Source organism: Polyangiaceae bacterium (genome assembly GCA_020633205.1).
Classification (GTDB): Bacteria; Myxococcota_A; Polyangia; order Polyangiales; family Polyangiaceae; genus JAHBVY01.
Window position 1 is genome coordinate 262,827 of record JACKEB010000019.1, and the last position, 14,749, is coordinate 277,575.

Consider the following 14,749-nt stretch of genomic DNA (forward strand, 5'->3'; position numbering starts at 1 on the left):
TCAGAAGAAGGCGCGCCCGTCGAGAATGGCCGAGATGCGCCAATGTCCTTCTCGGAGCCCCAGGGCGACCACACTCCCGGGAGCTAATCCGCGCGGCAACGTCGCTTCACTGGGGATGCGCCGTCGTCCTGGAGTACCAGCGCACAAGCCGCAAGCCATCAGCTCAATTTCTAGGGCACACGTCACGACCAGCTTCGCTTTGTCCGACCGCGCAAGCTCTTGGGCCGAACGCATCAAGTCGGCAGGTCCGTCGTCTCCAAGCGCCAGGCGCTCGTCCACGCGGATTGGTAGCGGCGGGTCACGCAGAGCGTGGCTCACGATTAGCGCCGTTTGACGTGCTCTGGGTAGCGGGCTCACGAGGATCGCGTCCAGGTCGACCAACAAGCGGTTGCGCAAGCTCGCGCTCACCCGGGCAACTTGAACCCGCCCGTCGGTCGTGAGGTTTCGCGAGCCATGGTTTTCGGCCAGTCCATGGGCCATGAAGACCAGCCTTGGGGCTTCGATCTGCCGCAAGTCACGCAGTGTCTCAGGTTGAGCAATCCGCACCATCGCTGCGCTCTCAGCAAAGCTCATGCCGCTGGCTTGTTTGGGGGTGAGGCACCGCTTCAGGTTGGCCAACCAGCGTTTTCGCAGCCAGAACCGCTGCGACTTCGCCCTCCACCGAGCGGCTGAGACAGTCAAATGGCAAAGCGCCGTCGCGAGCCAGCTACAAGCGTCGCCTCCAGCCAACACCTGGCCGGCAGCGTGATATATGCGGTGGGTGACCATCCACGCCACGTCGCCACTGGAGCGGGCCGATCGCGTCGAAATCGAAACCCTCGCCGTCGAGGTCATCGACGGCGCAGATGTGGGGCTCAAGGTGGAAGCCGACTCTGAGGAGTTGACCATCGGCACCGCCGCCAACAACGACCTGGAGCTGAGCGACCCAACCGTGTCTGGCTACCACCTCGAGCTGACCCAGCGCGAGGATGGCATCCACCTGACGGATCTTGGCTCGACCAACGGAACGTTCGTTGGCAACATCCGGATCCGCAACGGCATCATTCCGCCCGGAACCACGATTCAGCTCGGGCGCACCAGCATTCGCGTCTTCGACGGCACGAGTACGCTGGTCGAGGTTCACGGTCAGAATCACCTCGGCGACCTGTTCGGGCAAAACGCCGCCATGCGCCGCGTAATGGCGAAAGTCCAACGCGTGGCGCGCGCCAACGTCCCTGTACTGGTGATCGGCGAGTCAGGTACTGGCAAGGAGTTGGTGGCCCGCGCGTTGCACGACGAGAGCGAGCGCGACTCCGGCCCCTTCGTGACCGTCGACTGTGGTGCGCTGGCCCCGAACCTAGTTGCAAGCGAGCTGTTCGGCCATGAGCGCGGCGCTTTCACCGGCGCCGACCGCCAACACATTGGTGCGTTCGAGCGCGCCAACGGCGGCACGCTGTTCCTGGACGAGATTGGCGAGCTGCCGCTGGATCTCCAGCCTCAGCTCCTGGGCGCCCTGGAGCGCAGGCGTTTTCACCGCGTCGGCGGGCGACAAGAGGTCAGCGTTGACGTGCGTGTCGTTTGCGCGACGAACCGCGACCTGCGTGAAGAGGTCAACGCGGGCAGTTTCCGCATGGATCTCTACTATCGCGTCGGCGTGGTCGTGCTCCGCCTGCCACCCCTCCGGGAACGCTTGGACGACCTGGGACTCTTGATTCAGCACTTCTTGACCGAGGCAGGTCACCAAGGGGCCCTGGACGACGTCGCTCCGGAGAACATCCTCATGGAGCTTCAGCGTCACACCTGGCCAGGTAATGTGCGCGAGCTCCGCAACTGGGTCGAAGCGACCCTCGCGATGGGCGAAGCGCCGGAGCTGTTTCGTGGGGACGACTCGAAAGCCGCCCCGGCGAGCTTCGATCACGTGCTGACACTCCCCTATAAGGACGCGCGGGGAGTGGTGCTGCAGGACTTCGAAGCGCAGTACGTGAAGGCGCTCTTCGAAAGGTCAGGGGGAAACGTCACCCACGCGGCGCGAGACGCCCGAATGGACCGCTCGTACCTGATCAAGCTCTTGCAGCGTCACGGCATCAAGTAGCCTTCAGAGAGCGTTCAGGGTCCGCTCAAGCTAGCTGAGGGCCCCTCGGGTAGTGATCTCCAGGTCACCCCGAGGAGGTCCTTATGATGCAACCCCCGAACATCGATTACGGCACGTTTCCCTGTCCGAGCTGCGGCGCGGCCCAGCCCGGTAGCATACCAGCCGGTACCCCGTTCCCCTGCTGGCAGTGCAAACACCAGCTGGTCGCCCCAGCGGGGAGCGGTCCAACCGCTGCGCAAGCGGCGGAATACATGAACTGGGCGCTGCAGCACGGGAACACCGCGGCAGCACAGGCCGCTGCGCAAGCTCCAGCTCAGGACCCAGCGCGGGCGAACTTCAGCAACACGTCGGAGCAGGTCTTGATCCGCACGGCACAAGGACGCTACCTCATCATGGGTTCGCACGTCGATGCGTCCGGTCAGTGGTGCATCCGCGCTCAAGACGCGGCCAGCGGGGCGATCGCCTGGGAGACGCCTCGGGAATACTACTTCCAGAGCTGCCCGGGTCTGAATCAACTCGGCGAACGTGGAGGCGTACTCTTCTTGGCTCAGAGCGGCACGCTCACCGCCTGGGATGCGGAGACTGGCCGCATGTACTGGAAGTCTCAGCTTGGGCAGGAGGTCGAGACTCGAAGCGACATCGAGCACGGGGACTACCTGGATCTGATGCTGCTGAGCGGCGGCACCGTCGTGCTGCGCACGACGCAGGAAGAGGCCATGGGGGTGAGTCTGCAGAATGGACAGGTGCTGTGGCGCCGTCCTTGCGATTCGAGGTTGCAGACGACGGGGTCCCTCGCAGTGCTTCGCTCCGAGGATGGCGTGGAGCTGATCGACGCCCAGGGACAGGTCGCAGCGCGTTTCGAAAGGTCATCGGGCGCTCGCGGTGCCGTCGTCGCAGGAGGCTACGTGGCTGTCAATGTCGACAGCTACAACGGAGTAGACGGCGACGAGGGCCTGCTGATCCTCAACGGCGAAAACGGACAAGTCCTCAACTACTTTTCCACACCGAAACTCAATCCGGATATCTGGGGCGACCACACCGCGCTAGTTGCTGGCCAACTTGCCTACCTCGCCTCGACAAACTTCGGCGTGTCCATGCTTTACCTCTTCGATCCACGGAGTCAGGCGCCGAGCACCGAGCCGGGATTCTTCGCGAAGTTCTTCGGTGGCCAGCGCAAGTGTTGGGCGCGTGAGTTCACCGGCCCGAAGTTGAACCTAAACCACATGAAAGCGACCCAGGACACACTGGTCGTCAGCGGCAACGATCCCAACGGCGGTCCCTGGCAGCTCATCGCCTACGAACCGAGCGGGCTAAGCATCCGGCATCAGTCGGGTCCGCTGCCCTTCGACGAGAGCGATGCCTACGAAGCGGTCGGTCAGCAGTACTTCGCGTACCGCGTTGCTGCGAACTCTGAGCTCAACCGTTACGAACTCAGAGTCGTCCACAGCGCGTCAGGTCAGCAGTGGACGAAGGAGATCGAGTACTGGCGCGCACACTACTTCGTGCAAGCGGCGAACGGAGCAGAGCACCTCGTCGTGTACCACGACACGAGCATCAGCGTGTTCAACGCCCAGGATGGCTCCCTGGTAGGCGGCTACCCGAAGGCTTAGCGCAGCTCCTCTCCCCCAAAAATCGGGATAGGAGCCCCCGAGACTCGTCTCGGGGGGCCCCTCCCACACCACCCGGCATGCGGGTCCGCACCGGGCGGTTCGAGAGATTGAGGTTACGTCGCGAGCCGGGGGACTCCCAGCTTGTCGAAGAGCGAGTTTGGAAGGGCGAGGTTGAGCAGCATTCCCGAGTTGTGCCACCACCGGGTCGCGTTTCGGGCGACGCGGCGGGCCTGCTCTGGCGAGAGTCCCCGCCTGATCAGCTCCGGGTAGATTGTCTTGCCTCGCTTCCATTGCTTGAGTTGCACGGCCCGTAGGCGATGCCGGATCCATTCGTCCAGATCGCTAAACCGTCGAGGCGTGCCGGCGAGGCGGAAGTAGGCCTTCCAGCCTTGGAGGTAGCTCCGTAGGTCTGTCGCGATCTGTTGCAGGCTCCGTCCGCGGGTGCGTTTCGTGAGCTGCCGGACTCGATCCTTCATCGCCTTGATGGCTTTGTCTGCAACGCGACAGCGCACCTCGCCACCCTTGGAATACCATGGGGAAAACCCAAGAAATTGCCTTCGGCTGGCTGGCGCGATGGCGCTCTTCTCCTCGTTGATTTGGAGGCGGAGCCCACCGTAGAGACGGCGGAGCAGCTGCATCACCCGTTCGCCGGCTCGCTTGGACCGCACGTAGACGTTGCAGTCATCGGCGTAGCGGGCAAACGCATGGCCGCGGCGCGCCAGCTCCTGATCCACTTCATCGAGCAGAAGATTCGCAAGCAACGGCGACAGAGGACCCCCTTGCGGTGTGCCTTCGTGTCGCGCCATCACCACCCCACCGTCGAGGATCCCCGCGTTGAGGTAGTGACGGATGAGTCCAAGCAAGCGCCGATCCGCAACTCGCTTCGCTAGACGCCCCATCAGCACGTCGTGATTCACTCGGTCGAAAAACTTCGACAGATCGACGTCCACGACGATCCGGCGACCTTCCTGCACGAAGCGGCACGCGGCTTTCACCGCTTGATGCGCACTCCGTCCAGGTCGGAAGCCGTAGCTGTGAGGCGAGAAGCTCGGATCGAGTAGCGGTTGCAGCACTTGCAGCAACGCCTGCTGGATGAAGCGGTCGAGTACGGTCGGGATACCGAGCTCCCGTGTCCCACCGTTGCTCTTGGGAATGAGCTGCTTCTTCACCGGCTGCGGCCGGTAACTACCCTCAAGCAGCTCCGTACGGATATGCATCCACTCCGCTTGCAGGTAATTCGGAAGCTCATCCACCGTCATCCCATCGACGCCTGGACTCCCTTTGTTCTTCCTGACTCTCGCTAGTGCGGCTTGCAGGTTGGGACGCCGAAGCGCCTCTTCCAGCAAGTCGCGCGTACCTGGGCGCGCGGTGCGTTTCGCCGCCGGTCGCACTTCCTCGCTCCGCAAGGCCGTGGGAGGGCGCTTCCGATGAACTCAGCACCCTTGCCTCCAAGCGCGAGCTCCAGTTGCCTGGACATCTGAGGCGATGTGCTTCCGAGACTCATCGTCGTCTCACCCTCTCTCTCGTTCGGCCCTTCGCCCTTGCCTCGCGGCAACAACTACAATGGCCTCTGCTGACTTCTCGCTCCGCTTGCGCGTCGCCCTTTCAGGCGTGAGGCGAGATCTCCCCGAATAAGAGCATTCACCTTCGCTGCACGATCACCGGATTTACGTGCCTGCCCCTTGGCTGAGAGAACTTCGCGGTTCGTTGCCCGCTCGTCCTGGGCAGACCCGCCTCGGATCCGGTTTCTGTACGTCGACCCGCAGCTCCGCTCCGCGCTTCCTTCCCACGGTCGGTCGCCCTTCCGCAGTTGCGCTTCACTGAGGTTGTTTCAGCCAACTCCCTGGAGGACTCGCACCTCCTGATGAATGCCCATGTCGGGCGTACAACACGAACGGCCACCCGGTTACCCGAGTGGCCGTTGCGTTTTGTCTAGCGCCTTCGGCTTACTTGCGCGCCTTGCGTCGACGACGCCAGGTCACGAGACCCAGGGCGCCGAGGGCGAGTGCACCGTAGGGAGCCTTGTTGCTGTTTCCTCCGGGTACCGTACAGCCACAGCCGCCGCCCTCGAGGGAGAATCCAGCGTCAAGGCCGTTGGTGCCACCACTCGACGCGCCACCAGCAGACGTGCCACCAGCAGAGACGCCGCCGCTCGAGCTGCCGCCGGCGGATGTGCCACCGCTCGACGTCCCGCCCGCCGAAGTGCCACCGGAGGAAGAGCCTCCAGAGGAGCTGCCAGCGGCACCGGCGCTACCGCCCGCTCCAGCCATGCCGCCCGTACCACCGGTGCCAGGGTTCGTGCTGTCATCGGTTCCGTCGTTGGGGTCACGCTCGCCCGTGTCGACGACACCATTCTTGTTGGTGTCTTCGTCACCGTCGCTCACGCCGCCGCGGTCCGTGTCCCGCTGCAGCACGCCCGTGGTGGTCGCTCCCGCGTCACCGTCGGGGTTGCAGTTGCCTTGGGTGTTGTCGGTCGCAGCGTTGTTGCAGTCGCGGCCCGCCTCCAAACCATCGGTGAGCCCATCGCCGTCGCTGTCGGGGTCGCGAGCGTTGATGCTCCCGTCGCCGTCGTGATCGTCGGAGGGGTTCGGCTCCTCACCGTCGAGCAAACCGTCGTCGTCGGTGTCCGCGTCGTTCGGATTGGTGCCGATGTTGGTTTCAAGGCCGTCGCTGAGGCCGTCACCGTCGGTGTCCATCACGCTGGCATCGTCGGAAGCGTGACCAGTCGTCGGGTCGGTCTCGCCAGTGTCCACGGCGCCGTTGCGGTTGAAGTCCTCGGAACCGTCGGACACGGTGCCCCCGTCCGTATCCCAGAGGAGCGGCGAGGTGGTCGAGGTGTTGTCGGCGTCCGCGATGCAGTGGCCCAGGGACTTGTCAGTCCCCATGGCCTCGCAGTCGAAGCCGCGCTCCGTGCCGTCGTAGAGCGCGTCGTTGTCGCTGTCCACGTCGAGCACGTTGATCAGGCCGTCGCCATCGGTGTCATCGGAGGGGTTGTTCTCCATGCCATCGATGACGCCGTCGTCGTCGGTATCCGCGTCGTTCGGGTCGCTGCCGAGGAATGTCTCGACTCCATCGCTCAGGCCGTCACCGTCGGTGTCCGTGACTCCGCTGTCGTCGCTGCCGTGGCCCGCGGTGGGATCCGTCTCACCGGGGTCGATGGCGCCGTCGAGGTTGAAGTCTTCGGAGCCGTCGCTGGCGCCGCCGTCGTCGGTGTCCGCGTCGAGCGGATCCGTCGTCGTGGCTCCGGCGTCCGCGTCCGCACGGCAATGCCCAGCGCTGACGACGGTGTCCGCATTGGAGCAGTCACGCCCCATCTCGGTACCGTCGAACAGTCCATCGTCGTCACTGTCGGGGTCGAGCGCGTTGATCAGCCCGTCACCGTCCGTGTCGTCGCCCGGGTTGATTTCTGCACCGTCGGGTACGCCGTCATCGTCGCTGTCGGCGTCGTTCGGGTCGGTGCCGATCGTGGTCTCCACGCCGTCGGGCAATCCGTCGCCATCGGTATCCGTACACAGGCCCGGACCCGCCAAGCACACGCAGGTGTTGCTCGCGGTGTCGCAGTTTGGCGTCGAGCCGCTGCAGTAGCTGTCATCCGTACACTGCACGCAGATGTTCGGCGAAGCGGTCGTGTCGCACGCCGGGGTTGCCGCAGGGCAATCGGCGTCCGTCTCGCAATCGTCGATCGGAATATCCGTCGGCTGTGAACCCGGATCCGTCGAACCGTCCGTCGGCTGCGTCGTCTGCGGCGCCCCCTGCTGACCTTCGAAGGTGATCGTGGCTTGGTTGGAGAGCGTGCCGGTCGCGCTGGCATCCACAGTGACACGGAACTTCACGGTGGTGCTCGCATTCACCGCGAGGGTTCCACCTTGAGTGCCGTTTGCGCCGTTACCGAGTCGTACGGTCATCGTGCGAGTTCCGTTGTTGAACTCGCCCTGGTCCGTGTCGACCGCGTCGGTCTTGGAACCTTGGTTCGCGCCCGAGGTGATCGAAATCGAGCCAGGCACCCAGGTCGTTCCCGTGGGGATCACGTCATTCAGCACCGTGCGCACCGAAGCATCGTTACCGGTGTTCGTGACGACGATCGTGTACTCGAGCTCGTCACCTGGACGGAGAGCGCCACCGTTCACGTCCACGACGCTCTTGGTCGAGCTGGTGAAGTCCGGCTTGAACGTCGAGATCGAGGTGATGAACGCGCCAAGGTAGTACTGGTCCCCGGTGCTCGTCGCCTGGATGTCGGCAGAAGTCTGTCCCGCGGAGACCCGGCTCGTGATGTTCACGATATCCATGTCCACGCCGCTCAAGGCACCATTGCCGCCCGTGGTTTGCGGCAGATCACCCGCCACGCTCACCGCGGTGCCCAGGCGGGATCGCGACGAGTTGAAGAAGTTATCGACCGGGTTCACGCCGTCAGAGAGGCGATCACTGTTCGCCAGAGGCGCCAAACCAAAGAGCAGGCTGTCTCCGGTGATACTCCCGTCACCCTCGTAGGCAATGACGCCGAGCTTCGCGTCGAAGCCCGCGTTGGGCACCAGGAAGCCGGAGAGCGTTGCCGAGCTCGGGTTGTTGTTGGCAACCAGGTCCATGCCGTCGAAGAGCGCCAGGTTGCGCGGCGGTTCAGTGTTCAGTCGGTAGAAGACAACCAAGGTCCAGGATGCGAAGTTGACGTCGCGGTCCAGGTCGTTGAAGTCTTCCGACGCAACGCCGCTGACTCGATAGAGGCCAGAGCCGTTCGTCACCACGAGGGAGGTGACGTCGGACACCGACTGGTAGTACGAGCCGTTGGTGAAGCTCTGGGTAGCTGTCACGTTGGAGGTGAACCCACCTGGGCGGTCCAGCGTCGCCGTGTTGTCAGCCGCGGCGCGCCCCGCCCAGTAGAGAAACGCGTGGGTGACGGTCGCGCCGCTCGGGATCGCAAGCACCGCGGTGCTCCGAGCCTGAGCTACGGTGACGGTGTTGTTGGCCACGGCGGAAGTGGCGTTGGGATCTTGAGACCGCCAAAAAACGTCGGGCGCCGAGTCGCCGGTCCGGCGAAAACCGCAGTTCCCCACGGTACCAACCACCGGTGCAGGCGTCCCGTTCGCGCAGTCGTGCCCGAGGGTATTGCCCACCATCAGGAAGTCGCCCCGCTGGTCGACCTGCACGCGCAGGGTGGGCGCCGCGGCGACCTGAGAGGTCGCCGCGAGGAGGACGCCACCCGCCGCTGCGCTCTGCAGCAAACGGGCGACGTTGATTACACTGCCTTTGAATACGTTGGGCTTGCGCATCAGCGTTCCTCCACTTTCAGCTTGGAGCCGGCCTTCACCTTGACGATGTGGAACTCCACGCGGCGGTTGTTCTGACGACCTTCGTCGGTGTCGTTGGTGTCGATGGGCTTGTCAGGGCCAAAGCCCTTCGAGGTGAGTCGTGATTTATCGATGCCATTCTTGGTCAACCACTTCACAACGGAAGCAGCACGACGCTTGCTCAGGGCGCGGTTGTAGGCCGCGCTGCCGCGAGAGTCGGTGTGACCCTCCACGCTGATGGATTCGATGTCCGGATTCTCGTCGAGGATCTTCTTGACAGCCTGAAGGATCTCATCGCTTTCCGGGAGGATCACATCGCTGGCAGTCTTGAACTTGACCTGTTCCAGAATCTTGATCTGCCCCTTCTCGATCTTCGCCTTGGGGCAGCCGTTCTTCTTGGGATCCTCGCTCTTCACGCCGGGTTGGTCCGGGCAGGCGTCTTCAGGATCCAGGATCCCGTCGCCGTCGGTGTCCTTCGGCGGCGGACAGCCGTTCTTCGCCGGGTCGTCGTTCGCCACGCCGGGCTCATCGGGGCAGGCATCGACCTCATCGAGGATGGTGTCGTTGTCCCGATCCTTCGGCAGCGGACAGCCGTTCTTCGCGGGATCGTCGCTCTTGACGCCAGGCTCGTCAGGGCAGGCATCCTCGTCGTCGATGATGCCGTCGTTGTCGCGGTCGTTGGGAAGCGGACACCCGTGCTTCTTCGGGTCGTCGCTGGCAACACCGGGCACCGTCGGGCACGCATCGACGTCATCGTAGATGCCGTCGCCGTCAGTATCCTTCGGCGGGGGCGGGGGAGCCTGCTCCTCGACCTTCGGGCGGTACTCGATGCTGGCAAGAACACGCAGCTTCGGACTGCCGAACCCGCGAGTCAGACCAGGGCCGACGCCAGCACCGAGGGTCCAGTCCTTGGCTACCTGGTAGTGCCCACCGATGATCACCTCGAATGGCGTCGTGCGCTTGGCGAAGAATGCGTCGCCATCACTCACGCCGGTGGTGCCGTAGATCTCAGGGCCAAGCAGCAGCTTCTCGTCGACGAGCTTCACGCCAACTGAAGCCGCAAACCCGACCTCGGTACCCACGGTGTCGCCGTCGAGCTTCTGATCCTCGGTACGGATGTTCGTGCTCAGACGCGCGGCGTATGCCATCTGGCCAGCATCACCCGCGATACCCAGCCGGGGCTGAATCTTCACGGAACCGTCACCCGTGAAGCGCTCCTGAGAACCGGTGGGCAGGAACACCCCGACGCCCAAGCCGAGGCGCAAGAGGTCACCAGGCGAACCAAGCAAGCGATAGTCGCCGCCAACGCGGACGTCGCCGATCGTGGCGCCGTCTTTGGAAGAGAAGGAGCTATTCGTGGTCGTTCCGGACTCGCCGGAGTTGACCACCGCCAAGGGAATGTTCACGCCGAGCTTGAGGTCATCCCACAGGGTCAAGCTGCCACCGACGTGAGCGAACACCTGGTGCTCGACCACCGCTTGAACCTCGTCGCCGTCGCCGTTGTAGAGCACCAGCGGCTTGTACGCCCAGTCACCCACCACGCCGAGCGCGGCTGAGAGGTGCCCGTCGAAGTCCAACGACTCCAACGCGAACCAGTTGGACCCGCGGTCCGATGGGTCGAAACGATTGAGCGCAAACCCAGCGTCCTGCGCTGACGCCGCGCTGGCCACAAACAGCGACGCGGCAAGTACAGGTACTCCACTCCAATATCTCAGCTTCATGAGGTCTCCATGATTCGTGTGCTGGTGCACACGCCGTACGTTCGGCTGCGCTTGGCGCGCAACTCCCCCTATCCGTGTGGAACTAGATCTCGTGTGCGTTCGCGCCGCGCGGCGCGAGTCCGTTGGGTCCTGCCCGCCTGCGTGACCATCACACTGGCGGAGGCGACCCGTACTGTGAGCGCTCGACCGCGCCCTCCTCGAGTAGCAATGCTTGTTTGCGCCTCGCGCTAGTTGCGGCGCTGGTGTCACCGCTTCACCCAACCAACCGGTTGCGCCATGCGCTTGGGGCCCCGTGTACCGGAAAACGGGTCGGGTCAGACGGCAGGCTCTCTGTCGTCATCCCCATCGAACAATTCCGTATGTAAACACCCTCCAGCGTTTCAAAGCAAGTGTGTATCCGCGTGGCTTCGTGCGTCGAGATGTCGCGACAGCGGCGTCGCTCCACCTCCGCCTTCGTACTTCGCTCGCCTCAGCGTGAGACGCTGCACCGGGCACCTCGCCTCAGTGAGGCAAAGTCGCCGCTAACCCAATCCACCGTGCAACCCAAACCGCTGCTCAACCCGGAGCAGTCTTCCTCCAACCGCTGTCGTCCAACGCAAACTCCGTGCCCCCTTTCGACAAGCGGCGGCGAATCAGCCTCCGCTGAACCGAAGAGCGTATTCGAAACGCGCCCACGCTTCAGCAAAAACCCGACCGCTGCTTCTTTGACGGGAACGAGACGGTACTGAGCGCGGTTGATCCACGCCGTTGGTACTTCAATGCGCGCCCGAGCGGAGGCGGCATCAGGCGCAGCAGTCTGCTTTTCACAGGCCTCGCGGAAGGCTGTGGTTCCAGACGAGTTGCAGGCTGTCGACGACGGTGTGCAGGCAAGAAACGACAGCGAGCGACGACTACAGGTAGCGGATGTGGACACACCTGCGCAGCACCGCCTACGCTGCCCAGCGACCGGAGGTAATGAATGAAGACCCGCGCAGCGATTGCACTCAAGCCAGCCCCCCTCGAAGATCCGAATCCACTGACCTTGGTCGACCTCGACCTCGAAGGCCCCAAGGAGGGCGAGGTGCTGGTCGAGATACGCGCCACTGGCGTGTGCCACACCGACGCATTCACCCTCTCCGGAGCCGATCCGGAAGGCTTGTTCCCGGCCATCCTGGGGCACGAGGGAGCGGGCGTGGTGGTCGACGTGGGCTCTGGGGTGAAGTCGCTCAAGAAGGGCGACCACGTCATCCCGCTCTACACTCCGGAGTGCCGGAACTGTAAGTTTTGCCTCTCGGAAAAGACGAACCTCTGCCAAGCCATTCGCGAGACTCAGGGCAAAGGCTTGATGCCTGACGGCACGAGCCGCTTCAGTCTCGATGGGAAGCCCGTGTACCACTACATGGGTACCTCCACGTTCTCGAACTACACCGTGCTGCCAGAGATCGCCCTGGCAAAAATCCGTGAGGACGCGCCTTTCGACAAGGTTTGCTACATCGGTTGCGGCGTGACCACGGGCATCGGCGCAGTGATCAACACCGCCCAGGTGGAGCCCGGTGCCAACGTGGTGATCTTCGGTCTTGGCGGCATCGGACTGAACGTCGCTCAAGGCGCTCGGCTTGCGGGGGCCGACATGATCATCGCCGTCGACATCAACAACGAACGCAAGGCCATCGCCGAGCAGTTCGGCTGCACCCACTTCGTGAACCCGAAGGAAGTCGAAGGTGACCTGGTGCCGTACCTGGTGAACCTCACGGGCGGCGGCGCCGACTACTCCTTCGAATGTGTCGGTAATGTCACTCTGATGCGCCAGGCCCTCGAGTGCTGCCACAAGGGTTGGGGTCAGAGCATCATCATCGGCGTCGCAGGTGCGGGACAGGAGATCGCGACGCGCCCGTTCCAGCTCGTCACCGGGCGTGTGTGGAAGGGGAGCGCCTTCGGCGGTGCCAAGGGTCGGCGAGACGTCCCGAAGATCGTGGACTGGTACATGGACGGAAAGATCCAGATCGACCCGCTCATCACCCACACGCTGCCTCTCGACAAGATCAACGACTCCTTGCACTTGATGCACGAGGGCAAGTCGATTCGCAGCGTGGTGACCTTCTAGCGTCGTGCTGCGCGCTGCCTCTCGGAGCCGTGGAGTTTCCTCCCGGCAACAACCCACCACACCCCTCACCCCCAACCCCAAGTCAAAAGGCCGCAGCTCAGCTTCGGTCGGGGCTTGGATTGGGGGGGGAGGCGCGACGCGGCGCGCGTTCATCCGCTCGTGGTCGCTCTTGGTCTGGATCGCGTTGGTGGCGCTCTGCACCAACGGGTGCAAGTCGCCTCCGAAATGGGAGAAGGGCAAGCGCTACTTCCACTTCTCGGCACGCGCGAAGGTCGGCACCTTCGATCCCGTCCGCAACTCGAGCACCTACGACAACCTCGCTCAAGCGCAGGTGTATGAGACGCTCTTCGAGTACGAATACCTCGTCCGCCCGTTCGAGCTGAGGCCACTCCTACTGGCCAAGATGCCAGACGTCTCCGACGAATCGCTGCACTACCACTTCGAGCTCAAGCGCGGCGTCATCTTCCAGGACGACGAATGCTTCCCCGCGGATTCAGACAAGCCCGCTGGCAAGGGGCGCGAGGTGGTGGCGCAGGACGTCGTTTGGTCGATGATGCGCATGGCGGATCGCGCGAACTCACCCACCGGGTGGTGGCTCTACCGCGATCGCATCAAGGGTTTCGATGCCTTCAAAGAGCGCATGGACAAACGGCCGCCAAACGCGCCGTTCGAGTGGAGCGCCTCAATCGAGGGCCTCAAGGTCAGCGGTCGCTACACCTTCGAAATCCAGCTGACCCGCCCCTACCCACAGCTACTCAACGTGTTGGCCATGGGAACCACTGCCGTGGTCCCGCGGGAGTGCGCGGAACACTATGGCGATCAGTTCACGGCTCACCCGGTAGGCACGGGCGCCTTCAAACTGGATGAGTGGGTACGAGGGAGCTTCCTCAAGTACAGCAAGAACCCCAACTACCGCGAGGCATACTACCCCACCAAGGCAAGCCCGGAGCTCGAAAAGCGCGGGCTCCTAGCTGCCGCGGGGAAACGGATTCCGTTCCTGGACGGGGTCGTAATCCACGTCTTCGAGCAGGACCAGCCAATGTGGCTCAAGTTTCGCGTGGGCGACCTAGACGCCACGCAGACCCCGGCGGAGTACAACGAGCTGGTGTTCGCCCCTGACAAGTCGATGCGCCCGACGTTCGTCAAAGAAGGCGTCGGCTACTTTCACCTTCCGCTGCTCGACTTCATCTATCGCGGCTTCAACATGGAAGACCCGGTGTTTGGTGGGATGCAAGCCGGCGCGACCAAGGAGCAAGCGGATCGGGCGCGAAAGGTGCGGCAAGCCATCAGCCTTGCCCTAGATACTCGCGAGCTCAACCACGCCTTCTACAACGACAACAACGTGCTCTACGACGGCCCAATCCCTCCCGGCCTAGCTGGGCACAAGCGTGACGGCAGCCCCTATCGCGGGCCCAATCTGCAACGGGCGAAGCAGCTATTGTCCGAAGCCGGTTATCCCGAAGGAAAAGGCTTGCCGGTGCTGACCTTGGACACCAACCGCGGTGGCAATAGTGACGAGCAAGGCGAAATGGTCACGCGTCAGCTGGCGAAGATCGGGGTGAAGATGGAGGTGCGTCAGTCTTCGTTCCCCGAGCTGCAAGACAAGATGCGTCGCAAGAAGTCGCAGTTCTTCGGCCTGGCGTGGGGCGCCGACTATCCGGACGCGGAGAACTTCCTCCAGCTGTTCTACGGCCCCAACAAGACACCCGGCTCGAACAAGTTCAACTACGACAACCCCAAGTACAACGAGCTGTTCGAGAAGGCGCGCGTGCTTCCTCCGTCCGCTGAGCGAGACGCGCTCTACGCTCAGCTGCGCGACATGGTGATCGAGGACTGCGTCGCGATTGGCAGCATGGCGCGTACTCGCGACTACGTCTGGAACGAGCGTGTAAAGAACTTCAACCCCAGCGAGGTCTGGGACAACTGGTTCAAATACCTGGACGTGGACCCACTATGAAGCGCTCTGGCTCGAACCTGGCGCG

Annotated in this window: 8 protein-coding genes; 4 read left to right on the plus strand and 4 right to left on the minus strand. The window is 63.5% G+C overall.

Annotated elements, in window-relative coordinates; all coding sequences use genetic code 11:
* Complete coding sequence (locus tag H6718_30840) at positions 1-573, minus strand: histidine phosphatase family protein (protein MCB9589852.1); 573 nt, start codon at positions 571-573, stop codon at positions 1-3.
* A gap of 187 nt (positions 574-760) precedes the next feature.
* On the opposite strand from H6718_30840, the gene H6718_30845 reads away from it, so the two are divergent.
* On the plus strand, positions 761-2,071 hold the full coding sequence (locus tag H6718_30845) for a sigma 54-dependent Fis family transcriptional regulator (protein MCB9589853.1): 1,311 nt from the start codon (positions 761-763) through the stop codon (positions 2,069-2,071).
* Between the two features lie 83 nt (positions 2,072-2,154).
* On the plus strand, positions 2,155-3,681 hold the full coding sequence (locus tag H6718_30850) for a PQQ-binding-like beta-propeller repeat protein (GenBank protein MCB9589854.1): 1,527 nt from the start codon (positions 2,155-2,157) through the stop codon (positions 3,679-3,681).
* Positions 3,682-3,794: 113 nt separating this feature from the next.
* Here H6718_30850 and ltrA read toward each other — a convergent pair whose 3' ends face one another.
* The 3 genes from ltrA to H6718_30865 all read right to left on the minus strand — a co-directional run bounded on the left by ltrA (position 3,795) and on the right by H6718_30865 (position 10,684).
* Positions 3,795-5,087: a group II intron reverse transcriptase/maturase gene (gene ltrA, locus H6718_30855; GenBank protein MCB9589855.1), complete on the minus strand. Its 1,293-nt coding sequence runs from the start codon at positions 5,085-5,087 to the stop codon at positions 3,795-3,797.
* Positions 5,088-5,627: 540 nt separating this feature from the next.
* Positions 5,628-8,945: a DUF11 domain-containing protein gene (locus tag H6718_30860; GenBank protein ID MCB9589856.1), complete on the minus strand. Its 3,318-nt coding sequence runs from the start codon at positions 8,943-8,945 to the stop codon at positions 5,628-5,630.
* Positions 8,945-10,684 carry an OmpA family protein gene (locus H6718_30865; protein MCB9589857.1) on the minus strand — a complete coding sequence of 580 codons (1,740 nt, stop codon included), beginning with the start codon at positions 10,682-10,684 and terminating at the stop codon, positions 8,945-8,947. The genes H6718_30860 and H6718_30865 overlap by 1 nt, the downstream gene beginning before the upstream one ends.
* A gap of 958 nt (positions 10,685-11,642) precedes the next feature.
* Here H6718_30865 and H6718_30870 point away from each other — a divergent pair.
* Complete coding sequence (locus H6718_30870) at positions 11,643-12,767, plus strand: S-(hydroxymethyl)glutathione dehydrogenase/class III alcohol dehydrogenase (GenBank protein MCB9589858.1); 1,125 nt, start codon at positions 11,643-11,645, stop codon at positions 12,765-12,767.
* Positions 12,768-12,936: 169 nt separating this feature from the next.
* The gene (locus H6718_30875; protein MCB9589859.1) at positions 12,937-14,724 is read left to right on the plus strand and encodes a hypothetical protein; all 1,788 of its coding nucleotides are present in this window, start codon (positions 12,937-12,939) and stop codon (positions 14,722-14,724) included.
* Positions 14,725-14,749: the final 25 nt, after the last annotated feature.

Bases quoted from the DNA above. Each gene is read 5' to 3' on its own strand.
- H6718_30870 (MCB9589858.1), top strand. From the start codon at position 11,643: ATGAAGACCCGCGCAGCGATTGCACTCAAGCCAGCCCCCCTCGAAGAT.
- H6718_30860 (MCB9589856.1), bottom strand. From the start codon at position 8,945: ATGCGCAAGCCCAACGTATTCAAAGGCAGTGTAATCAACGTCGCCCGT.
- H6718_30840 (MCB9589852.1), bottom strand. From the start codon at position 573: ATGAGCTTTGCTGAGAGCGCAGCGATGGTGCGGATTGCTCAACCTGAG.
- H6718_30865 (MCB9589857.1), bottom strand. From the start codon at position 10,684: ATGAAGCTGAGATATTGGAGTGGAGTACCTGTACTTGCCGCGTCGCTG.
- H6718_30850 (MCB9589854.1), top strand. From the start codon at position 2,155: ATGATGCAACCCCCGAACATCGATTACGGCACGTTTCCCTGTCCGAGC.